We start from the raw sequence: 21,571 nt of genomic DNA on the forward strand, positions 1-21,571 counted from the left end.
AGCGGGCCGAGCGCGGCCAGCGCGACCGCGACCGTGACCGCGACCGCCGGGGCGGCCGCGACGGCGACGCAGGCCAGAAGGGCGGCGACCGCCAGCAGCGCGGCGACCGCGGCCCCCAGGGCGGCGGCCTGCAGGACGAGGACGACTTCGAGGGCGGCCGCCGTGGCCGTCGCGGCCGCTACCGCGACCGTCGTGGCCGTCGTGGCCGTGACGACTTCGGCAACGAGCCGCAGGTCTCCGAGGACGACGTCCTGATCCCCGTCGCGGGCATCCTGGACATCCTCGACAACTACGCCTTCATCCGGACCTCCGGATACCTCCCGGGCCCGAACGACGTCTACGTCTCCCTCGCCCAGGTCCGCAAGAACGGCCTGCGCAAGGGTGACCACGTCACCGGTGCGGTCCGGCAGCCGAAGGACGGCGAGCGCCGCGAGAAGTTCAACGCCCTGGTGCGTCTGGACTCGGTGAACGGCATGGCGCCCGAAACCGGCCGCGGACGCCCGGAGTTCGGCAAGCTCACCCCGCTCTACCCGCAGGACCGCCTGCGGTTGGAGACGGACCCGGGCGTGCTGACGACCCGCATCATCGATCTGGTCGCCCCCATCGGCAAGGGCCAGCGCGGTCTGATCGTGGCCCCGCCGAAGACCGGTAAGACCATGATCATGCAGGCGATCGCCAACGCGATCACCACCAACAACCCCGAGTGCCACCTGATGGTCGTCCTGGTCGACGAGCGTCCGGAAGAGGTCACCGACATGCAGCGGTCGGTCAAGGGCGAGGTCATCTCCTCGACCTTCGACCGTCCGGCCGAGGACCACACCACCGTCGCCGAGCTCGCCATCGAGCGCGCCAAGCGCCTGGTGGAGCTGGGCCACGACGTGGTCGTCCTGCTCGACTCGATCACCCGTCTGGGCCGCGCCTACAACCTGGCCGCCCCGGCCTCGGGCCGCATCCTGTCCGGTGGTGTCGACTCGACCGCGCTCTACCCGCCGAAGAAGTTCTTCGGTGCCGCGCGCAACATCGAGGACGGCGGCTCGCTGACCATCCTGGCCACCGCGCTCGTCGAGACCGGCTCGCGCATGGACGAGGTGATCTTCGAGGAGTTCAAGGGCACCGGCAACATGGAGCTCAAGCTCGACCGGAAGCTCGCCGACAAGCGCATCTTCCCGGCCGTCGACGTCGACCCGTCCGGCACCCGCAAGGAGGAGATCCTCCTGGGTGGCGAGGAGCTGGCGATCGTCTGGAAGCTCCGCCGGGTGCTGCACGCCCTCGACTCGCAGCAGGCCATCGAGCTGCTCCTCGACAAGATGAAGCAGACGAAGTCCAACGCCGAGTTCCTGATGCAGATCGCGAAGACCACGCCCGCCTCGGGCAACGGCAACGACTGATCCGCACAGCGGCCCCGGAACCTCCCCGTCACCGATCGGTGGCGGGGAGATTCTTTGCGTTCCCCCGCCCGCCACCGCTTCGTGATCTTCCTGTGACCTTTTGAGAGATGCGCCACAGCACCGGCAGCCGCTCCCGGGTGGAGCCAATGGCACCGGACCGGTCGAAATCGCAGGTGGCGAGGGGCGCGACGGGCGCAAGGGTGCGGCCGCGGCGATGCATTTCCTAAGACGGTCCTCAGAATCCGCTGTGCAACCCTGGCGCAGGCTCACCCGTCTGCCAGCACGCAGCCCGGGTAGCCGGAAAGACACAGCGAAGGACTGAGGAGCGCATGGCCGACGACAGCAGCAGCACGACGGCGGGCCCGCGCCGCCGGCGTGCCGGCGGCAAGGGCCGCCGTCGCAAGCCGCCGGTGCGCCGCAAGGGCCGGCGAATAGCCGCCTGGAGCGCGGCGGCCCTGGTCGTCATGGGCGGCACGGGCGCCGGGTTCCTCTACTTCAAGCTCAACGGCAACCTCAGCAGCGTCGACATCAACGCGGCCCTGGGCAAGAACCGGCCGGACAACATCGACAACGGCTCCCAGGACATCCTCGTCCTCGGCTCCGACTCGCGCGCCGGGGACAACGGCAAGTACGGCCGGGATGAGGGCAGCTCCCGCTCCGACACCGCGATGATCGTCCACGTCTTCGCCGGCCACAAGCAGGCCAGCGTCGTCTCCGTCCCGCGCGACACGATCGTCGCCCGCCCCGAGTGCACCACCCCGTCGGGCAAGAAGAGCCCGGCGGTCAAGCGGGCGCAGTTCAACGAGGCGTACTCCATCGGGGGCGCGGTCTGCGCGGTCAAGACCGTCGAGGCGATGACCAACATCCGCATGGACCACTACCTGGAGGTCGACTTCGCCGGCTTCCAGAAGCTGATCGACAAGCTGGGCGGGGTGAAGGTCACCACCACCCAGGCCATCCGCGACAAGGACAGCCACCTCAACCTCGACGCGGGCACCCACAAGCTCAACGGCGAGCAGTCCCTCGGCCTCGTCCGCACCCGCAAGGGCGTCGGCGACGGCAGTGACCTCGGCCGGATCAAGCTGCAGCAGGCGTTCATCAAGGCCCTGCTGGACCAGGTGAAGTCCATCGGCCTGTTCACCAGCCCCACCAAGCTCTACGGGATCGCCGACACCGCCACCAAGGCGCTCACCACCGACCGCGACCTGAACTCGGTGGACAAGCTCTACGGCTTCGCCAACGGCCTCAAGGGCATCGGCTCGGAGGACATGCACATGGTGACCCTCCCGGTCGGCGCGGACCCCCGCGACCCCAACAGGGTCGTGCCGCTGACCGCCCAGGCCGACGAGGTCTGGCAGGCCCTGCGCGCCGACCGGCAGATCCCCGAGTCCGCCCTCAAGGACGGCGAGGGGACGAAGACCGACGCGGACGGCGTCGTGAAGTGACCTCGTCCGGGCCCCGGGAATAACCGGCAGCGACCCCCCGTTTTGGGGGATACGGCCAGGACTGGCAGACTGGTACGTCGGCCCCGGTTCACGTAAGGCAATCCCGCCTCTACGACCCGGAGCCCTCCCTGAACTAGGAGAACCCCTTGAAGCGCGACATCCACCCGGAGTACGTCGAGACCCAGGTCAGCTGCACCTGTGGCGCCTCGTTCACCACCCGTAGCACCGTCGCCGACGGCACCATCCGTGCCGACGTGTGCTCCGAGTGCCACCCGTTCTACACGGGCAAGCAGAAGATCCTCGACACCGGTGGCCGTGTGGCGCGGTTCGAGGCCCGCTACGGAGCCAAGAAGTAGCGACTCGCAGGCGCCGGTCCTCCGTCGCCCAGTTCCGGCTGGGCGAGTGGACCGGCGCTTTGTCGTCCAGCAGGCCCGGCCCGCGAGGCCCACGGGCACGCAGGCCCGTCACTTCCAGCAGCTAGGGAAACTTGATGTTCGAGGCAGTCGAGGAACTCATCGGTGAGCACGCCGACCTCGAAAAGCGGCTCGCCGACCCCGCCGTGCACGCGGACCAGGCGAACGCCCGCAAGCTCAACAAGCGCTACGCCGAGCTGACCCCGATCGTCGGGACGTACCGCTCCTGGAAGCAGGCCGGCGACGACATCGTGACCGCGCGCGAGCTCGCCGCGGACGACCCCGACTTCGCGGCCGAGGTCAAGGAGCTGGAGAAGCAGCGCGAGGAGCTCACCGAGAAGCTGCGCCTGCTGCTCGTCCCCCGGGACCCCAGCGACGACAAGGACGTCATCCTGGAGATCAAGGCGGGGGCGGGCGGCGACGAGTCGGCGCTCTTCGCCGGCGACCTGCTGCGCATGTACCTCCGCTACGCCGAGCGCGTGGGCTGGAAGACCGAGATCATCGACTCCACGGAGTCCGAGCTCGGCGGCTACAAGGACGTCCAGGTCGCGGTGAAGACCAAGGGCGGCAACGGCGCCACCGAGCCCGGCCAGGGCGTCTGGGCCCGGCTGAAGTACGAGGGCGGCGTGCACCGCGTCCAGCGCGTGCCGGCCACCGAGTCCCAGGGCCGCATCCACACCTCCGCCGCCGGCGTGCTCGTCACGCCCGAGGCCGAGGAGGTCGAGGTCGAGATCAACATGAACGACCTGCGGATCGACGTCTACCGCTCCTCCGGCCCCGGCGGCCAGTCCGTGAACACCACCGACTCCGCGGTGCGCATCACCCACCTGCCGACCGGCGTCGTCGCCTCCTGCCAGAACGAGAAGAGCCAGCTCCAGAACAAGGAGCAGGCCCTGCGCATCCTGCGCTCCCGGCTGCTGGCCGCGGCCCAGGAGAAGGCCGAGGCGGAGGCCGCGGACGCCCGTCGCAGCCAGGTCCGCACCGTCGACCGCTCCGAGAAGATCCGGACCTACAACTTCCCGGAAAACCGCATCTCGGACCACCGCGTCGGCTTCAAGGCGTACAACTTGGACCAGGTGCTCGACGGCGAGCTGGACCCCGTGATCCAGGCGTGCGTCGACGCCGACTCGGCGGCCAAGCTCGCCGCCGCGAGCTGACCGGATGCCATAGTCCGGGATGCGAGAGCCCGGGCTCCCCAGCCCGGGTGCGAAAGAATCGAGCCCGTCCGGTGATCGAGGACGACCGGGGCGCCGATGCGAGAGGAACAACGTGAACCTGCTGCTAGCAGAGGTGGCGCAAGCCACTCAGCGGCTGGCCGACGCCGGCGTACCGTCCCCGCGCTTCGACGCGGAGGAGCTCGCCGCGTTCGTGCACAACGTCAAGCGCGGTGAGCTGCACCTGGTCGCCGACGCCGACTTCGACGCCCGGTACTGGGAGGCCGTCGCGCGCCGCGAGGCCCGCGAGCCGCTGCAGCACATCACCGGCCGCGCCTTCTTCCGCTACCTGGAGCTCCAGGTCGGCCCCGGCGTCTTCGTGCCCCGCCCCGAGACCGAGTCGGTCGTCGGCTGGGCCATAGACGCCGTCCGCGCCATGGACGTCGTCGAGCCGCTCATCGTGGACCTGTGCACGGGCTCGGGCGCCATCGCCCTGGCCCTGGCCCAGGAGGTGCCGCGCTCACGCGTGCACGCCGTCGAGCTCGACGAGGGCGCCCTGGGCTGGGCCCGCAAGAACGTCGCGGGCTCGCGCGTCCAGCTCCACCACGGCAACGCCCTGACCGCCCTGCCCGAGCTGGACGGCCAGGTCGACCTCGTCATCTCCAACCCGCCCTACATCCCGCTCACCGAGTGGGAGTACGTGGCCCCCGAGGCCCGCGACCACGACCCGGAGCTCGCGCTGTTCTCCGGCGAGGACGGGCTGGACACCATCCGCGGCCTGGAGCGCACCGCGCACCGCCTGCTGCGCCCCGGCGGCGTCGTCGTCATCGAGCACGCCGACACCCAGGGCGGCCAGGTGCCGTGGATCTTCACCGAGGAGCGGGGCTGGGCCGACGCGGCCGACCACCCCGACCTCAACAACCGGCCGCGCTTCGCCACGGCGCGCAAGGCGACGCCGTGACGGCCCCGCACGCCGACCGGCACCCGACGACAGAGAACCGGCCCGAGGAGGTCCGTTAGATGGCACGGCGATACGACTGCAGCGACGCGACCGACCGCAGGACCGGGCTGCGCGAGGCGGCCGCGGCGGTCCGCCGCGGCGAGCTGGTCGTGCTGCCCACCGACACCGTCTACGGCATCGGTGCGGACGCCTTCAGCCGCGAGGCCGTCGGTGACCTCCTGCAGGCCAAGGGACGCGGCCGCGGCATGCCCTCGCCCGTCCTGGTGGGCTCCCCGAACACCCTGCACGGCCTCGTCACCGACTTCTCCGAGCAGGCGTGGGAGCTCGTCGACGCCTTCTGGCCCGGCGCCCTGACCCTCGTCGCCAAGCACCAGCCGTCGCTGACCTGGGACCTCGGCGAGACCCGCGGCACCGTCGCCGTGCGCATGCCGCTGCACCCGGTCGCCCTGGAGCTGCTCACCGAGTTCGGCCCCATGGCCGTCTCCAGCGCCAACCTCACCGGCCACCCGGCCCCGCAGAACTGCGACGCCGCCCAGGAGATGCTCGGCGACTCCGTCTCCGTCTACCTCGACGGCGGCTCCACCCCCGCCGACGTGCCCTCCTCCATCGTGGACGTCACCGGCAAGGTGCCCGTCCTGCTGCGCGCCGGCGCCATCAGCGCCGAGCAGCTGCGCGAGGTGGTACCCGAACTTGAGGTGGCGAATTGATCGCCCCGCAGGGGCGTGGCATAGCGGGACCGGACCTCACCACCGACACCTTCCGCATCCTCCACGTCAGCACCGGCAACGTCTGCCGCTCGCCCATCACCGAGCGGCTGACCCGCCATGCCCTCACCCACCGCCTCGGCGACCCGCAGGCGGGCGGCCTGGTGGTGGAGAGCGCCGGCACCTGGGGGCACGAGGGCGCGCCCATGGAGGCGCACGCCGCCACCGTCCTGGCCGACTTCGGCGCGGACGCGCACGGCTTCACCGGCCGTGAGCTCCTCGACGAGCACGTCATCCGCGCCGACCTCGTCCTGACGGCCACCCGCGACCACCGCGCCCAGGTCATCTCCATGGGCCACTCCGCGGGCCTGCGCACCTTCACGCTGAAGGAGTTCACCCGGCTGGTACGGGCCATAGACCCCACGACCCTCCCGGACCCCGAGCGGGCCGGCGGGGTGGTCGACCGCGCCCGCGCCCTGGTGCAGGCCGCGGCCGCGCTGCGCGGCTGGCTGCTGGCGCCCAACGCGGAGGCCGACGAGGTGCACGACCCCTACGGCGCGCCGATCACCTTCTTCCGCTCCATCGGCGACGAGATCAACCAGGCCCTGGATCCGGTCGTCACCGCCCTCACCGGGGTCGCGGCCCGCTCCTGACCCCGGCTCCGGCAGCGCCGGAGCGGTAGATACCGGGCATACCGCCCGTGGCGGGCCTACAGTTGGTGCTGAGACCATCGCGCCGCACAGCCCGGAGCCAGCGATGCCCGTCAGCCCCGTCACACCCGTCGACCCTGCGCCCACCCGGGCCGCCGTCCGCCCCGGCGCCGCCGCGGACGCCGCAGCCCCCCCGCCGCACCCCGCCTGGGGGCACGGCTTCGAGGCGCTGCTGCGGGAGGACCCCGAGCTCGCCGGGCTGCTCCTCGGCGAGGCCGAGCGCCAGGCCACCGGGCTCCAGCTCGTCGCGGCCGAGAACTTCACCTCGCCCGCCGTGCTCGCCGCCCTCGGCTCCCCGCTCACCAACAAGTACGCCGAGGGCTACCCCGGCGCCCGCCACCACGGCGGCTGCGAGCTCGTCGACCTCGCCGAACGCATCGCCGTGGAGCGCGCCAAGGGCCTCTTCGGCGCCGAGCACGCCAACGTCCAGCCCCACTCCGGCACCGCCGCCGTCCTGGCCGCCTACGCCGCCCTGCTGCGCCCCGGGGACACCGTCCTGGCCATGGGCCTGCGGCACGGCGGCCACCTCACCCACGGCTCCCCGGCCAACTTCTCCGGCCGCTGGTTCGACTTCGTCGGCTACGGGGTGCGCGAGGACACCGGACTCATCGACTACGCGCAGGTCCGCGCCCTGGCCGGAAAGCACCGGCCCAAGGCCATCGTCTGCGGCTCGATCTCCTACCCCCGCCACGTGGACTACGCCGCCTTCCGTGAGATCGCCGACGAGGTGGGCGCCCGCCTCATCGTCGACGCCGCGCACCCCATCGGCCTGATCGCCGGGGGAGCGGCGCCCAACCCCGTGCCGTACGCCGACGTCGTGTGCGCCACCACGCACAAGGTGCTGCGCGGGCCGCGCGGCGGGCTCGTCCTGTGCGGGGCGCGGCTGGCCGAGCAGGTGGACCGGGCCGTGTTCCCCTTCACACAGGGCGGGGCCCAGATGCACACGGTCGCCGCGAAGGCCGTCGCCTTCGGGGAGGCCGCCACGCCCGCCTTCACCGACTACGCCCACCAGGTGGTCGCCAACGCCCGCGCCCTGGCCGCCGCACTGGCCGCGGAGGGCCTCGGCATCGTCACCGGCGGCACCGACACCCACCTGCTGGTCGTCGACGTCTCCCCGCTCGCCCTGGACGCTGCCACGGCCCGCAGGCGGCTCGCCGCGGCCGCCATCGTGCTGGACGTCTGCGCCCTCGCCCCCGGCCCCGCACGCGGCCTGCGGATGGGCACCGCGGCCCTCACCACGCAGGGCATGGGCGAGGCCGAGATGGCCGTGGTGGGGAGGCTGCTGGGGGCCGCGCTGCGCGGCGAGGGCAGAGAGGGCGCGGTGCGGGCGGAGGTCGCCGATCTGGCCGGAAGGTTCCCGCCGTACCGGTCCCACATGTGATCATTTGCAACCACCTGGCCCGGGGAGGCGTCTCCTGGTGCATTCACGGATCAGGGGCGGACGCGAATATGGTGTGGGGCTGTGATGTCCAGCGCGATCCCTGGGGCAGCCCGTGCGTGAATACCTGCTGACGTTGTGCGTCACCGCGGCCGTCACCTATCTGCTGACGGGCCCGGTGCGGAAATTCGCGATCCTCGCCGGAGCCATGCCGGAGATCCGCGCGCGCGACGTGCACCGGGAACCGACGCCCCGCCTCGGCGGCATCGCCATGTTCGGCGGCCTGTGTGCCGGTCTGCTGGTGGCCGCGCACCTGTCCAACCTCAAGCACGTCTTCGAGCTGTCCAACGAGCCGCGTGCGCTGCTCTCGGGCGCCGGCCTGATCTGGCTGCTCGGAGTGCTGGACGACAAGTGGGGCGTGGACGCCCTGGTGAAGCTCGGCGGGCAGATGATCGCCGCCGGTGTGATGGTGCTGCAGGGCCTGACCATCCTGTGGATCCCGGTGCCCGGCGTGGGCACGGTCTCGCTCACACCGATGCAGGGCACGCTGCTGACGGTCGCGCTGGTCGTGATCACCATCAACGCGGTGAACTTCGTCGACGGCCTGGACGGGCTGGCCTCGGGCATGGTCTGCATCGCCGCCGCCGCGTTCTTCCTGTACGCCTACCGGATGTGGTTCGGGCACGGCCTGGAGGCCGCCGCCCCCGCGACGCTGTTCGCCGCCATCCTGATGGGCATGTGCCTGGGCTTCCTGCCGCACAACATGCACCCCGCGCGGATCTTCATGGGCGACTCGGGCTCGATGCTCATCGGGCTCGTCCTGGCGGCGGGCGCGATCTCGGTCACCGGCCAGGTCGACCCGGACGCCCTCAAGCTCTGGGCCGGATCGGAGCGGGCGGCCGTGCACACGATGGTGCCGGTCTACATCCCGCTGCTGCTGCCGCTGACGGTGATCGCGGTGCCGGTCGCCGACCTGCTGCTGGCCATCGTGCGCCGCACCTGGAAGGGCCAGTCGCCGTTCGCGGCCGACCGGGGCCACCTGCACCACCGGCTGCTGGAGATCGGCCACTCGCACAGCCGCGCCGTCCTGATCATGTACTTCTGGTCCGCGCTCATCGCCTTCGGCGCGGTGGCGTACTCGGTGAACTCGGCGAGCGGCTGGATCCTGCTGCTGATCACGGTGCTCAGCGCGGTGGGCCTGGTGCTGCTGCTGATGCCGCGCTTCACCCCTCGCGCCCCGCGGTGGGCGGAGCGGTTCGTACCGCCCCGCTACCGGCGCCGGGCGGTGCCCCCGGCGGTCGGGGAGCAGCCCGCCGGGGGCGGTGCGGACGAGGCGCCCCGCGAGCCCGTGCCGGCCGGTCTGCACGGCGCGACGGCCATCGGCGACCGCTCGCGCTTCACCCAGCGGGGGACGATCGGCAGCAATCGCTGAGGCGGCCCAGAACGTCGGATTCCGGCCCCGCATAGCAGAAGCGGAAGCCCTCCGTCAGTGCCATGACCAGCGGATTGACCCTTCCGTGTGACATGCGGCACACGATGTAGGTAAAGACCTCATCAAATAGTTTGTGATACCGTTCACGAAACCCGGTGCTAGAGCCGAAGGACCGTAGTGCGGCGGCCCTTCGTCGCGAGCCATGTCTCATTCCCGGGGATACGCTCGTCCACGACGAATCGTTGCTTCCGACCTTCGCCGGAGAAACCCTTCATGCAGTCCAACGACGCCCGAACGCTTTTGCAGTGCGCCGTCCCGACCGCCCTCGTGGGCGTCGTCGCCGTCGTCGTCAGCTCGGTGCTCGCCGGGGGCAAGGGAGGGATCGGCGCTGTCGTCGGCACGCTCCTCGCCGGTGGCGTCATGGCGACGGGTCTGATCATTCTGAATCGCACGGCCCGGCACCTGCCCCACCTGTTCCAGGCGATGGGCCTCGCGCTCTATCTGGCGCAGTGCCTGCTGGTCGCGGTCTTTGTCGTGATCTTCAAGGAGACCACGCTCTTCAACACCAAGGCTTTCGCCTTCTCGCTGCTCGCCGCGACCCTCGCATGGATCGCGGCCCAGACCCGTACCTACATGAAGGCAAAGATCCTGTACGTGGATCCGGAGTCCGTCGAGGCGCAGAAGTCCGCGCCGACCGGGTCTCCGTCATGACAGGTAGGGCCGGAATAAATGCTCGCGTGCTCACCTGCTATCGTCCGGTGCCATCTGAGGTGCAGCGGACGCAGGCAGCCGAATCCCCGGGTTTCACGGGTGAGAGTCGGCTTCCCGTGCGGCTGACGCCTGCGATGACTTCCGGCCGCCGGCCGAACCGCCGCATCCCCATCCGTAAGTCCAGTCCAGTGCCGTTCCGTGGCCGTGCGCCGCGCCGACACAACGAGGTTGCCGTACCTATGCGCCACGCTGAAGGAGCTCGCGGTGAGTGCTGACCAGACGCTGCTCGCCTTCGAGACCGATTGCCACATCTTCGATGGGTGCGGCTTCCCGGCCCCAGGGCTCCACTCGTTCGTCTTCGAACCGCTCTTCACGATCGGCGGATTCGAGTTCAACAAGCCGATGCTGCTGGCCATCCTCGGCTCGCTCGTCGTCGTGGGGTTCTTCTGGGCGGCGTTCGGCAGGGCCAAGGTGGTCCCCGGCAAGCTGCAGATGATCGGTGAGGCCGGTTACGACTTTGTCCGGCGCGGGCTCGTCTACGAGGCGCTCGGCAAGAAGGAGGGCGAGAAGTACGTCCCCCTCATGGTCTCCCTGTTCTTCTTCATCTGGATGATGAACCTCTGGTCGATCATCCCGGTGGCGTCGTTCCCGGTGACGTCGATCATCGCCTACCCCGCGGGTCTCGCCCTGCTCGTCTACGTGCTGTGGGTCGGCCTGACGTTCAAGAAGCACGGCTTCGTCGGTGCCTGGAAGAACATGACCGGCTACGACAAGTCGCTCGGCGGGATTCTTCCCCTGGTCGTGGTGCTCGAATTCTTCTCGAACCTGATCATCCGCCCGTTCACCCACGCGGTCCGGCTCTTCGCCAACATGTTCGCCGGCCACATGCTGATCGTGATGTTCACGATCGCCAGCTGGTACCTGCTGAACGGGATCGGCATCGCCTACGCGAGCGCGTCCTTCGTGATGACCATCGTGATGACCGCCTTCGAGCTCTTCATCCAGGCCGTGCAGGCGTACGTCTTCGTCCTCCTGGCCTGCAACTACGTCCAGGGCGCGCTCTCCGAGCACCACTGAGCCAGCCCGTCTCCCGCCCCCAGTCCAATAGACGTCCGGTGGCCAACCCCCACCGGTCCGTGAAAGAGAAGGAAGTAACGGCATGTCCGCTGCTCTCGAAATGGTCACCCTCGCCTCCAAGGACGCGTTCACCGGCAGCGCCAGCGCGATCGGCTACGGCCTCGCCGCCATCGGCCCCGGCGTCGGCGTCGGCATCATCTTCGGTAACGGCACCCAGGCCCTGGCCCGTCAGCCCGAGGCGGCCGGCCTGATCCGCGCCAACCAGATCATGGGCTTCGCCTTCTGTGAGGCGCTCGCCCTGATCGGTATCGTCATGGGCTTCGTTTACCAGTAAACCGACCCACGACCACCCTTTTCGACGAAAGGCACTGATGTGACCGCCCTGACGCACCTGGCGTCCGAGGAGATGGAGAACCCGCTCCTCCCGCCGATGCCAGAGCTCATCATCGGCCTGATCGCCTTCCTCATCGTCTTCCTGTTCCTCGGCAAGAAGCTCCTCCCGAACATCAACAAGGTTCTGGACGAGCGCCGGGCGGCCATCGAGGGCGGCATGGAGAAGGCCGAGGCCGCCCAGGCCGAGGCTCAGCAGGTCCTTGAGGACTACCGGGCTCAGCTGGCCGACGCACGCCATGAGGCCGCGCGTCTGCGCCAGGAGGCTCAGGAGCAGGGCGTCGCGCTGATCGCCGAGATGCGCTCTGAGGGTCAGCGGCAGCGTGAGGAGATCATCGCTGCCGGCCACGCTCAGATCGAGGCCGACCGCAAGTCCGCCTCGGCCGCACTCCGTCAGGACGTGGGCCAGCTGGCCATCGACCTGGCCGGCCGGATCGTCGGCGAGTCCCTGGCGGACTCGGCCCGGCAGAGCCGGACCATCGACCGCTTCCTCGACGCGCTTGAGGAGAAGTCGGTGGACGTGAAGAAGGCCGAGGCCACCCGATGAGCCTTGCGAGCCGGGAGGCACTGGCCTCCGCACGTGAGAGCCTCGACGCGCTGGCGGACAACACGTCCGTGGACGCGGCGAAGCTCGCCGGCGAGCTCGCGGCCGTCACCGCGCTGCTCGACCGTGAGGTGTCGCTGCGTCGGGTCCTCACCGACCCGGCGCAGTCCGGTGAGGCCAAGGCCGAGCTGGCACGACGCCTGCTGGGCGGCCAGGTCGGCGGCGAGTGCGCCGACCTGATCGCGGGCATGGTCCGCTCCCGCTGGTCGAGCTCGCGCGACCTGGTCGACGCGACCGAGGAGCTGGCGGCCAGTGCCGACCTGGTCGCGGCCCAGCGGGCCGGCGACCTGGACGACGTCGAGGACGAGCTGTTCCGCTTCGGCCGGATCGTCACCTCGAACCCGGAGCTGCGCGCCGCGCTGACCGACAAGGTCGCGGACCGGTCCGCCAAGGCGGGCCTGCTGCGCGAGCTGCTGGGCGGCCGGGCCAACCCGGTCACCGAGCGCCTCGTCGCCCGGCTGGTGACCGCGCCGCGTGGACGTAGCCTGGAAGGCGGGCTGAACGCCCTCTCCAAGCTGGCGGCCGACCGCCGCGACCGCATGGTCGCCGAGGTCGTCTCCGCGGTGCCGCTGAACGAGCAGCAGAAGCAGCGCCTCGGTGACGCGCTCGCCAAGCTGTACGGACGGCGTGTCCACCTCAACCTGGACGTCGACCCCGAGGTCCTCGGCGGCATCCAGGTGCGGATCGGCGACGAGGTCATCAACGGGACCATCGCGGACCGGCTCGCCGAGGCGGGCCGCCGGATGGCCGGCTGACAGCCACCAACTCAAGAGCATGTACTGACGGCCCGAGTTGGGTCGACGGTGTCCTCTGGGGGCCCAGAGCAGCGCGGCTGCTGTGGGAGCAAGTCCCCAGACCCCCAGAATTACTTCGGGCCCAACAAGGAGAGCAGGGAACCCAGATGGCGGAGCTCACGATCCGGCCGGAGGAGATCCGGGACGCACTGGAGAACTTTGTCCAGGCGTACAAGCCGGACGCGGCCTCGCGCGAGGAGGTCGGTACGGTCAGCGTTGCCGGCGACGGCATCGCGAAGGTCGAGGGTCTTCCCTCGGCCATGGCGAACGAGCTGCTGCGGTTCGAGGACGGAACCCTCGGTCTCGCCCTCAACCTCGAGGAGCGCGAGATCGGTGCGGTCGTCCTCGGCGAGTTCAGCGGCATCGAGGAGGGCCAGCCGGTGCAGCGCACCGGTGAGGTGCTCTCCGTCGCGGTCGGCGAGGGCTACCTCGGCCGCGTCGTCGACCCGCTGGGCAACCCGATCGACGGCCTCGGCGAGATCGCGACCGAGGGCCGCCGCGCCCTCGAACTGCAGGCCCCCGGCGTCATGGTCCGCAAGTCGGTCCACGAGCCGATGGAGACCGGCTACAAGGCCGTCGACGCGATGACCCCGGTCGGCCGTGGCCAGCGTCAGCTGATCATCGGTGACCGTCAGACCGGCAAGACCGCGCTGGCCGTCGACACGATCATCAACCAGCGCGACAACTGGCGCTCGGGCGACCCGAAGAAGCAGGTCCGCTGCATCTACGTCGCCGTCGGCCAGAAGGGCTCCACCATCGCGTCCGTGCGCGGCGCCCTGGAGGAGGCCGGCGCCCTGGAGTACACGACGATCGTCGCTGCTCCGGCGTCCGACCCGGCCGGCTTCAAGTACCTCGCGCCGTACACCGGCTCGGCCATCGGCCAGCACTGGATGTACCAGGGCAAGCACGTCCTGATCGTCTTCGACGACCTGTCGAAGCAGGCCGACGCCTACCGCGCCGTCTCCCTGCTGCTGCGCCGCCCGCCGGGTCGTGAGGCCTACCCGGGTGACGTCTTCTACCTGCACTCCCGCCTGCTGGAGCGCTGCGCCAAGCTCTCCGACGAGATGGGCGCGGGCTCGATGACCGGTCTGCCGATCGTCGAGACCAAGGCGAACGACGTGTCGGCGTTCATCCCGACCAACGTCATCTCCATCACCGACGGTCAGTGCTTCCTGGAGTCGGACCTCTTCAACGCCGGTCAGCGCCCCGCGCTGAACGTCGGTATCTCGGTCTCCCGTGTCGGTGGCTCCGCCCAGCACAAGGCCATGAAGCAGGTCTCCGGCCGCCTCCGCGTGGACCTCGCCCAGTACCGCGAGCTGGAGGCGTTCGCCGCCTTCGGCTCCGACCTGGACGCCGCCTCGAAGGCCGCCCTGGAGCGCGGTAAGCGCATGGTCGAGCTGCTGAAGCAGTCGCAGTACGCCCCGTACGCCACCGAGGACCAGGTCGTCTCCATCTGGGCCGGCACCACCGGCAAGATGGACGACGTTCCGGTCGAGGACATCCGCCGCTTCGAGCGCGAGCTGCTGGACTACCTGCACCGCGAGCACAAGGGCCTGATGGACAGCATCCGCGAGGGCGGCAAGATGTCGGACGACACCCTGCAGTCCGTCGCCGACGCCATCACGTCCTTCAAGCAGCAGTTCGAGACCTCGGACGGCAAGCTGCTGGGCGAGGGCTGAGCATGGGTGCCCAGCTCCGGGTCTACAAGAGGCGGATCAAGTCCGTCACTGCGACCAAGAAGATCACCAAGGCGATGGAGATGATCGCCGCCTCGCGCATCGTCAAGGCACAGCGCCAGGTGGCCGCGTCCACTCCGTACGCCAGTGAGCTCACCCGGGCAGTGACCGCGGTTGCCACCGGCTCCAACACCAAGCACGCCCTGACCACCGAGGTCGAGAAGCCCGTCCGGGCCGCGGTCCTGCTCGTCACGAGCGACCGCGGTCTGGCCGGCGGCTACTCCTCCAACGCGATCAAGGCCGCCGACCAGCTCACCACCCGCCTCAAGGCGGAGGGCAAGGACGTCGTCACGTACATCGTCGGCCGCAAGGGCGTCGCGTACTACGGTTTCCGTGAGCGCCCGGTCGTCGACTCCTGGACGGGCTTCACGGACAGCCCGACCTACGCCGACGCCAAGAAGGTCGCCGGCCCGCTGATCGAGGCCGTCCTCACGGACACGGCCGAGGGCGGCGTGGACGAGCTGCACATCGTCTTCACGGAGTTCGTGTCGATGATGACGCAGACGCCGGTGGAGAAGCGGTTGCTGCCGCTGAGCCTCGACGCGACGACCGAGGAGTCGGAGGCGGTCAAGGACAAGATCCTGCCGCTGTTCGACTTCGAGCCGTCCGACGAGGGTGTGCTCGACGCACTGCTGCCGCGGTATGTCGAGTCCCGGATCTACAACGCCCTGCTGCAGGCCGCCGCTTCCGAGCACGCGGCCCGTCGCCGGGCGATGAAGTCGGCGACCGACAACGCCGAAGAGCTCATCAAGTCGCTCACGCGGCTTGCCAACGCGGCCCGACAGGCCGACATCACCCAGGAAATCAGCGAGATCGTCGGTGGCGCGAGCGCCCTGGCCGACGCGACCGCGGGGAGTGACCGATAAATGACCACCACTGTTGAGACGGCCGCCGCGACGGGCCGCGTCGCCCGGGTCATCGGCCCGGTCGTCGACGTGGAGTTCCCCGTCGACGCGATGCCGGAGATCTACAACGCCCTGACCGTCGAGGTCTCCGACCCGGCCGAGGCCGGCAAGAAGAAGATCCTGACGCTTGAGGTCGCGCAGCACCTGGGCGAGGGCCTGGTGCGCGCCATCGCCATGGAGCCCACCGACGGCCTGGTCCGCCAGGCCGCCGTGACCGACACCGGCGACGGCATCACCGTCCCCGTCGGCGACGTCACCAAGGGCCGGGTGTTCAACACCCTCGGCAAGATCCTGAACGACCCCGAGGCCGAGTCCGAGGTCACCGAGCGCTGGTCCATCCACCGCAAGGCCCCGGCGTTCGACCAGCTCGAGTCGAAGACCGAGATGTTCGAGACGGGTCTGAAGGTCGTCGACCTCCTCACCCCGTACGTCAAGGGCGGCAAGATCGGTCTGTTCGGTGGTGCCGGTGTCGGCAAGACCGTTCTGATCCAGGAAATGATCATGCGTGTGGCGAAGCTGCACGAGGGTGTTTCCGTGTTCGCCGGTGTCGGTGAGCGCACGCGTGAGGGCAACGACCTCATCGCGGAAATGGAAGAGTCGGGCGTTCTGGACAAGACCGCGCTGGTCTTCGGCCAGATGGACGAGCCCCCGGGCACCCGTCTGCGCGTCGCCCTGGCCGGTCTGACCATGGCGGAGTACTTCCGCGATGTGCAGAAGCAGGACGTGCTGTTCTTCATCGACAACATCTTCCGCTTCACCCAGGCCGGTTCCGAGGTCTCGACCCTGCTCGGCCGCATGCCGTCCGCGGTGGGTTACCAGCCGAACCTCGCCGACGAGATGGGCCTCCTGCAGGAGCGCATCACCTCGACCCGTGGTCACTCGATCACCTCGATGCAGGCGATCTACGTCCCCGCGGACGACCTGACCGACCCGGCCCCGGCGACGACCTTCGCGCACCTCGACGCGACGACCGTTCTGTCGCGTCCGATCTCGGAGAAGGGCATCTACCCGGCGGTGGACCCGCTGGACTCGACGTCCCGCATCCTGGACCCGCGCTACATCTCGCAGGACCACTACAACGCGGCCTCCCGCGTCAAGGGCATCCTGCAGAAGTACAAGGACCTGCAGGACATCATCGCGATCCTCGGTATCGACGAGCTGGGCGAAGAGGACAAGCTGGTCGTCCACCGCGCCCGTCGCGTCGAGCGCTTCCTGTCGCAGAACACCCACGCGGCGAAGCAGTTCACCGGTGTCGACGGTTCGGACGTTCCGCTGGACGAGTCCATCGCCGCGTTCAACGCGATCTGCGACGGTGAGTTCGACCACTTCCCGGAGCAGGCATTCTTCATGTGCGGTGGTCTTGAGGACCTCAAGAAGAACGCCAAGGAGCTGGGCGTCTCCTGATCCACGGGCTCGCAAGGGCCCCGCGATCGGCCGTCCGGGGGCGGGGCACTCCCGCCCCCGGACCGCACGTCCCCTATTCTTTGACCCAACGCCCGCCGCGCCCGGCGGGTGGAGACCCGAGGAGCCACGTTGGCTGCTGAGCTGCACGTCGAGCTGGTCGCGGCGGACCGAAGCGTCTGGTCCGGCGAGGCCACCCTGGTCATCGCGCGTACCACATCGGGTGACATCGGCGTCATGCCCGGGCACCAGCCGCTTCTCGGTGTGCTGCAGTCCGGCCCGGTGACCATCAAGACCACCGACGGCACCACCGTCGTCGCGGCGGTGCACGGCGGGTTCATCTCGTTCGCCGACGACAAGCTCTCGCTGCTCGCCGAGATCGCGGAGCTTGCCGACGAGATCGACGTCGAGCGTGCCGAGCGGGCGCTGGAGCGCGCGAAGGCGGAGGCCGACGCCGCCGCCGAGCGCCGCGCGGATGTCCGGCTGATGGCGGTCACGGGCGTTCGCTAGCCCGACCCGCTTCGAGTACGTCCCTCAGCCGCGGACCGGCCTGGAACAATTCCAGGGCGGTCCGCGGCTGAGGCAATAACGCAGGTATCGCAGGTGCGGTTGCTCTAGATGATGCGAGGAGGTCGGTGGAGATGGTCCTCGCTCTGCTCGTGAGCGGCATCGTCGTACTGCTGGTGCTGGTGGGGCTCTTCGTCTTCGGGCTGCGCAGACGGCTGATCCAGCGGTCCGGCGGCACGTTCGACTGCAGCCTGCGCTGGAACGTTCCCGAGGACGACCCCGAGCCGGCCGGCAAGGGCTGGGTGTACGGCGTCGCCCGCTACAACGGTGACCGGATCGAGTGGTTCCGGGTGTTCTCGTACGCGTACCGGCCCCGCCGGACGCTGGACCGGGACTCCATCGAGGTGCTGCAGCGCCGGACGCCGCAGGGCGAGGAGGAGCTGGCGCTGCTGTCCGACGCCATCGTCCTGGCCTGTCTGCACCGGGGCACGCGCCTGGAACTGGCGATGAGCGAGGACGCCCTCACCGGCTTCCTGGCCTGGCTGGAGGCGGCCCCGCCCGGGCAGAGGGTCAACGTCGCGTGAGCGATTGCTCCTTGGTCTCCTGTTCGACTCCGGCCTCGGTTCCGGCCTTCGGCTGCTTGGGCCAGATCGTGTAGCTCAGCGCGATGACGACGTTGATGCCGATCACCCACAGCATCTTCGACTGCCACATCCGCAGCGAGCTGATGTCGCCCGACGCGCCGACGTACCAGATCGCGGCCTGCAGCAGGCCCATGGCGACCACGGCGGCCAGCACCCACTTGCCCGCCGTCTTCCACTCGTGCACCGTGCGCGCCATGCCGTACTTCGGCGGCTTCACCGGCGGCGGGCCCCCGGCGAAGCGGTGGGCGAAGCGCTGGTCGGCCCACGTGATGGTGGAGTGTCCGAGCCCGACCGAGAAGCCGATGTAGACGGCGGCCAGTCCGTGCTTCCAGTCGGCCGTGGCGCCGTTGCGCAGGTCCACCGCGGTGGCGATCAGCAGGACCAGCTCCAGCAAGGGCTCCATCAGCAGCACCGCGATCCCCGCCCGGGGCATCCGCGCCAGGTAGCGCAGGCTCAGCCCGCCGGCCAGCAGCACCCAGAATCCCACTTCGCAGACGACGATCAACGTGACGATCACGGGTCTCTCCCTTCCCTCACCACCAGCGTCACGGCCGTGACCGGCCTTTTCGTCGTCGGGCGCGACGATCCGGGACTGCATCCTTCGATGTAGTCGACGCACGGCCCGAAGGGCCGCCCGGTGGACGGCCGCACCCCGTGCGACGTGCTGTGATGAACCCATGCCGGTCCGCCTCCTCAGTCACCCCCAGCGCGTCGACGCCCTTATCGCCCTGTCCGGGCTGCTCGGCGGGCTGCTGCTGTGGTGCCTGGGGCTGTACTACGGCAAGCCGGTCGCGGGGCTGCCCACGTCCTTCGCCCTCGTCGCCCTGGTGGTGATGTCCGGCACCGAACTGCTGCGCCGCCGCGCCCCACTGACGGCGCTGGCGATCGGCACGGCGGCGGTGACGCTGGACCTCTGCACGGGAACGCTCCTGGCCACCGTGGTGATGTACACGGACCTGGTCTACGCGGCCGTGCTGTACGGCCCGCCGTCCGCGGCCCGCCGCATCCCCCGGGCCTGCGAGATCGGCACGGTGGTGGCGACGCTGCTGGCGCTGGCCCTGATACGGGAGCCGGCGGCGCTGCTGCTGGGCGTCACCTTCGCGCTGATCACGGTGGCTCCCGCCTGGACCGGGGTGGGCATCCGGGTGCACCGCGACCGTGCCGACGCCGCGCAGCTGGCCGCCGAGCGGACCAGGCTGCTCGCCGAGCTGGACCGGCGCGAGGCCGTGGGCGCCGAGCGCGCCCGCATGGCCCGCGAGCTGCACGACATGGTCGCCGGGCACCTGTCCGCCATCGCCATACACTCCTCGGCCGCGCTGTCGATCGACGAGCCGGGGGCATCCCGGGAGGCGCTGGGGGTGATCCGGGAGAACAGCGTCCAGGGCCTGGCCGAGATGCGCCGGCTGATCGGGCTGCTGCGCGAGCAGACGCGGGAGGCGGACGAGCCCGCCCCCACCCCGACGCTGGCCGGCCTCGACGCGCTGCTCGACCGGGCCCGTACGACCGTGCACGACGACCGCTTCTCCTTCGTCCTGCGCGACGGACGGGGGCCCTCTCCGCTGCCCGCCCCCGTGGAGCTGGCGGCCTATCGCATCGTGCAGGAGTCGCTGACCAACGCCGTCAAGCACGCGGCGCCGGGCGAGGTGGGCGTGGAGCTGAGCCGGGACGACGGGGCGCTGGTGGTGCGGGTGCGGAGCGTGCTGGGCGACCGGCCCGGACCGCGCGCCCCCGGCGCCGGGGCGGGGCTGACGGGCATGCGCGAGCGCGTGGCCCTGCTGGGCGGCGAGCTGTCGGCCGGCCCCGTGGCGGGGGACGGGAAGACCTGGGAGGTACGGGCGTTGCTGCCCGTGGACGAGGAGGAGACGCGATGATCCGGGTAGTGGTGGCCGAGGACCAGGCCGCGGTGCGGTCCGGGCTCGTGCTCATCCTGCGGTCGGCGACCGGTGTCGAGGTCGTCGGCGAGGCGGGCGACGGTGAGGAGGCCGTGCGGCTGGCCCGCGAGCTGCGGCCGGACGTGGTGCTGATGGACGTCCAGATGCCGCGCCTGGACGGGGTGTCCGCCACCGCGCGCATCACCGCCGAGCACCTCGCCGACGTGCTGGTGCTGACCACCTTCGACCTGGACGAGTACGTCTTCGGCGCGCTGAGGGCGGGCGCGGCCGGCTTCCTGCTGAAGGACAGCGAGGCGGCGGACCTGGTCGCGGCCGTCCGCACGGTGGCGCGCGGCGAGGGGCTGATCTCCCCGGCGGTGACGCGCCGCCTCATCGCGGAGTTCGCGCGCCCGACGCCCGTGCGTTCCCCGAACGCCCCGGACCCGGCCGTTCTCGACGTACTCACGCGGCGGGAGAGGGAGGTGCTGGCCTGCGTGGGGGAGGGGCTGTCGAACGCGGAGGTCGCCGGGCGGCTGGGCATGGCGGAGGCGACGGTGAAGACGCACGTGAGCCGGCTGCTGGGGAAGCTGGAGCTGCGCAGCCGGGTCCAGGCGGCCGTGCTGGCCCAGGAGTTGGGTCTGGTCCAGACCTCTTGACCATTGGTACGGACCTTTTTACGCTCCCCTCACAACGCGCACCCCCCACCCTGTCCGGACTCACTCGGGGAGATCCCCATGAGCACAGGAACCTCGGGACGACGCAGACGCCTCATACGCCCGCGCAGCAGAGCCGCGACGGCCGCCCTCGCCGCACTGCTGCTCCCCCTCGCAACCCTGGTGGGCCTCGCCACCCCGGCCCACGCCGCGCCCTCGGCGACGGCGACATTCGTCAAGACCTCCGAATGGGGGACCGGATTCCAGGGCCAGTGGACGGTGAAGAACACCGGGACCTCGCCGCTGGCCGGGTGGACCGTGGAGTGGGACTTCCCCTCCGGCACGGCCATCGGCTCGTACTGGGACGCGCTGGTCACCAGCTCCGGCACGCACCACACGGCGAAGAACCGCGAGTACAACGGCACCGTCGCCCCCGGTGCCAGCGTCACCTTCGGCTTCGTCGCCACCGGCGACGGTGCCCCCGCCGGCTGCAGGCTCGACGGCGGGCCCTGTGACGGTTCACCGGCCGACACCCCGCCGAGCGCACCGGGCACCCCCGTCTCGACGGGCGTCACCGCGGACTCCGTCTCCCTGAAGTGGGCCGCGGCCACCGACGACAAGGGCGTCAAGGACTACGACGTCTACCGGGGGCCGACGAAGGTCGCGACGGTGGCGAAGCTCGCCCACACCGAC

General features: G+C 70.3%; 23 protein-coding genes. 22 read left to right on the forward strand and 1 reads right to left on the reverse strand.

Annotation, left to right across the window (positions count from 1 at the left end; genetic code table 11):
* The 19 genes from rho to LE181_RS27180 form a co-directional block, all read left to right on the forward strand.
* Positions 1-1,388, forward strand: a 1,388-nt coding sequence (rho, locus tag LE181_RS27090) for a transcription termination factor Rho (RefSeq protein ID WP_225664134.1), incomplete at its 5' end; no start/stop codon positions are given.
* A 329-nt stretch (positions 1,389-1,717) separates the two neighbouring features.
* A complete protein-coding gene (locus tag LE181_RS27095) occupies positions 1,718-2,833 on the forward strand; it encodes an LCP family protein (protein ID WP_225664135.1) in 1,116 nt (371 codons plus the stop codon).
* Positions 2,834-2,979: 146 nt separating this feature from the next.
* Entirely contained in the window at positions 2,980-3,189 is a 210-nt protein-coding gene (gene rpmE, locus LE181_RS27100; RefSeq protein ID WP_190109795.1) for a 50S ribosomal protein L31, read from the forward strand.
* A 134-nt stretch (positions 3,190-3,323) separates the two neighbouring features.
* Positions 3,324-4,403: a peptide chain release factor 1 gene (gene prfA / locus LE181_RS27105; protein ID WP_225664136.1), complete on the forward strand. Its 1,080-nt coding sequence runs from the start codon at positions 3,324-3,326 to the stop codon at positions 4,401-4,403.
* A gap of 112 nt (positions 4,404-4,515) precedes the next feature.
* Complete coding sequence (prmC, locus tag LE181_RS27110) at positions 4,516-5,361, forward strand: peptide chain release factor N(5)-glutamine methyltransferase (RefSeq protein ID WP_190109797.1); 846 nt, start codon at positions 4,516-4,518, stop codon at positions 5,359-5,361.
* A gap of 59 nt (positions 5,362-5,420) precedes the next feature.
* Positions 5,421-6,068 (forward strand): L-threonylcarbamoyladenylate synthase, encoded by a 648-nt coding sequence (locus tag LE181_RS27115; protein ID WP_225664137.1) that lies wholly within the window; start codon positions 5,421-5,423, stop codon positions 6,066-6,068.
* Positions 6,065-6,718, forward strand: coding sequence for an arsenate reductase/protein-tyrosine-phosphatase family protein (locus LE181_RS27120; RefSeq protein ID WP_225664138.1), 654 nt, complete (start codon positions 6,065-6,067; stop codon positions 6,716-6,718). The genes LE181_RS27115 and LE181_RS27120 overlap by 4 nt, the downstream gene beginning before the upstream one ends.
* Before the next feature lie 103 nt (positions 6,719-6,821).
* Positions 6,822-8,156 (forward strand): serine hydroxymethyltransferase, encoded by a 1,335-nt coding sequence (gene glyA, locus LE181_RS27125; protein WP_225664139.1) that lies wholly within the window; start codon positions 6,822-6,824, stop codon positions 8,154-8,156.
* Between the two features lie 112 nt (positions 8,157-8,268).
* Complete coding sequence (locus LE181_RS27130) at positions 8,269-9,585, forward strand: MraY family glycosyltransferase (protein ID WP_225664140.1); 1,317 nt, start codon at positions 8,269-8,271, stop codon at positions 9,583-9,585.
* A gap of 273 nt (positions 9,586-9,858) precedes the next feature.
* Complete coding sequence (locus LE181_RS27135; RefSeq protein WP_225664141.1) at positions 9,859-10,296, forward strand: Cg1360 family ATP-synthase-associated protein; 438 nt, start codon at positions 9,859-9,861, stop codon at positions 10,294-10,296.
* Between the two features lie 264 nt (positions 10,297-10,560).
* On the forward strand, positions 10,561-11,373 hold the full coding sequence (atpB, locus tag LE181_RS27140) for a F0F1 ATP synthase subunit A (protein ID WP_190109802.1): 813 nt from the start codon (positions 10,561-10,563) through the stop codon (positions 11,371-11,373).
* An 82-nt stretch (positions 11,374-11,455) separates the two neighbouring features.
* Complete coding sequence (locus LE181_RS27145; protein WP_190109803.1) at positions 11,456-11,707, forward strand: ATP synthase subunit C-like protein; 252 nt, start codon at positions 11,456-11,458, stop codon at positions 11,705-11,707.
* 39 nt (positions 11,708-11,746) lie between these two features.
* Entirely contained in the window at positions 11,747-12,310 is a 564-nt protein-coding gene (locus LE181_RS27150) for a F0F1 ATP synthase subunit B (RefSeq protein WP_225664142.1), read from the forward strand.
* Positions 12,307-13,122, forward strand: a complete 816-nt coding sequence (locus LE181_RS27155; RefSeq protein WP_225664143.1) for a F0F1 ATP synthase subunit delta — start codon at positions 12,307-12,309, stop codon at positions 13,120-13,122. The genes LE181_RS27150 and LE181_RS27155 overlap by 4 nt, the downstream gene beginning before the upstream one ends.
* A 146-nt stretch (positions 13,123-13,268) precedes the next feature.
* Positions 13,269-14,840 (forward strand): F0F1 ATP synthase subunit alpha, encoded by a 1,572-nt coding sequence (gene atpA, locus LE181_RS27160; RefSeq protein ID WP_225664144.1) that lies wholly within the window; start codon positions 13,269-13,271, stop codon positions 14,838-14,840.
* A 2-nt stretch (positions 14,841-14,842) separates the two neighbouring features.
* Positions 14,843-15,763, forward strand: coding sequence for a F0F1 ATP synthase subunit gamma (locus tag LE181_RS27165; RefSeq protein WP_225664145.1), 921 nt, complete (start codon positions 14,843-14,845; stop codon positions 15,761-15,763).
* Positions 15,764-17,206, forward strand: coding sequence for a F0F1 ATP synthase subunit beta (atpD, locus tag LE181_RS27170; protein WP_225664146.1), 1,443 nt, complete (start codon positions 15,764-15,766; stop codon positions 17,204-17,206).
* A gap of 129 nt (positions 17,207-17,335) precedes the next feature.
* Entirely contained in the window at positions 17,336-17,713 is a 378-nt protein-coding gene (locus tag LE181_RS27175) for a F0F1 ATP synthase subunit epsilon (protein WP_190109808.1), read from the forward strand.
* Between the two features lie 131 nt (positions 17,714-17,844).
* The gene (locus LE181_RS27180; RefSeq protein ID WP_225664151.1) at positions 17,845-18,294 is read left to right on the forward strand and encodes a DUF2550 domain-containing protein; all 450 of its coding nucleotides are present in this window, start codon (positions 17,845-17,847) and stop codon (positions 18,292-18,294) included.
* Here the strand turns inward: LE181_RS27180 and LE181_RS27185 are convergent.
* Entirely contained in the window at positions 18,281-18,871 is a 591-nt protein-coding gene (locus tag LE181_RS27185; RefSeq protein ID WP_225664147.1) for a hypothetical protein, read from the reverse strand. The two genes, LE181_RS27180 and LE181_RS27185, sit on opposite strands and share 14 nt — an antisense overlap.
* A 160-nt stretch (positions 18,872-19,031) precedes the next feature.
* Between LE181_RS27185 and LE181_RS27190 the strand changes: the two genes are divergently transcribed.
* The 3 genes from LE181_RS27190 to LE181_RS27200 form a co-directional block, all read left to right on the forward strand.
* Entirely contained in the window at positions 19,032-20,225 is a 1,194-nt protein-coding gene (locus LE181_RS27190; RefSeq protein WP_225664148.1) for a sensor histidine kinase, read from the forward strand.
* A complete protein-coding gene (locus LE181_RS27195) occupies positions 20,222-20,881 on the forward strand; it encodes a response regulator (protein ID WP_225664149.1) in 660 nt (219 codons plus the stop codon). Before LE181_RS27190 ends, LE181_RS27195 begins: the two co-directional genes overlap by 4 nt.
* A 78-nt stretch (positions 20,882-20,959) precedes the next feature.
* Positions 20,960-21,571, forward strand: a 612-nt coding sequence (locus LE181_RS27200; RefSeq protein ID WP_225664150.1) for a cellulose-binding domain-containing protein, incomplete at its 3' end; no start/stop codon positions are given.

The organism is Streptomyces sichuanensis, from assembly GCF_020328095.1.
Lineage (GTDB): Bacteria > Actinomycetota > Actinomycetes > Streptomycetales > Streptomycetaceae > Streptomyces > Streptomyces cinnamoneus.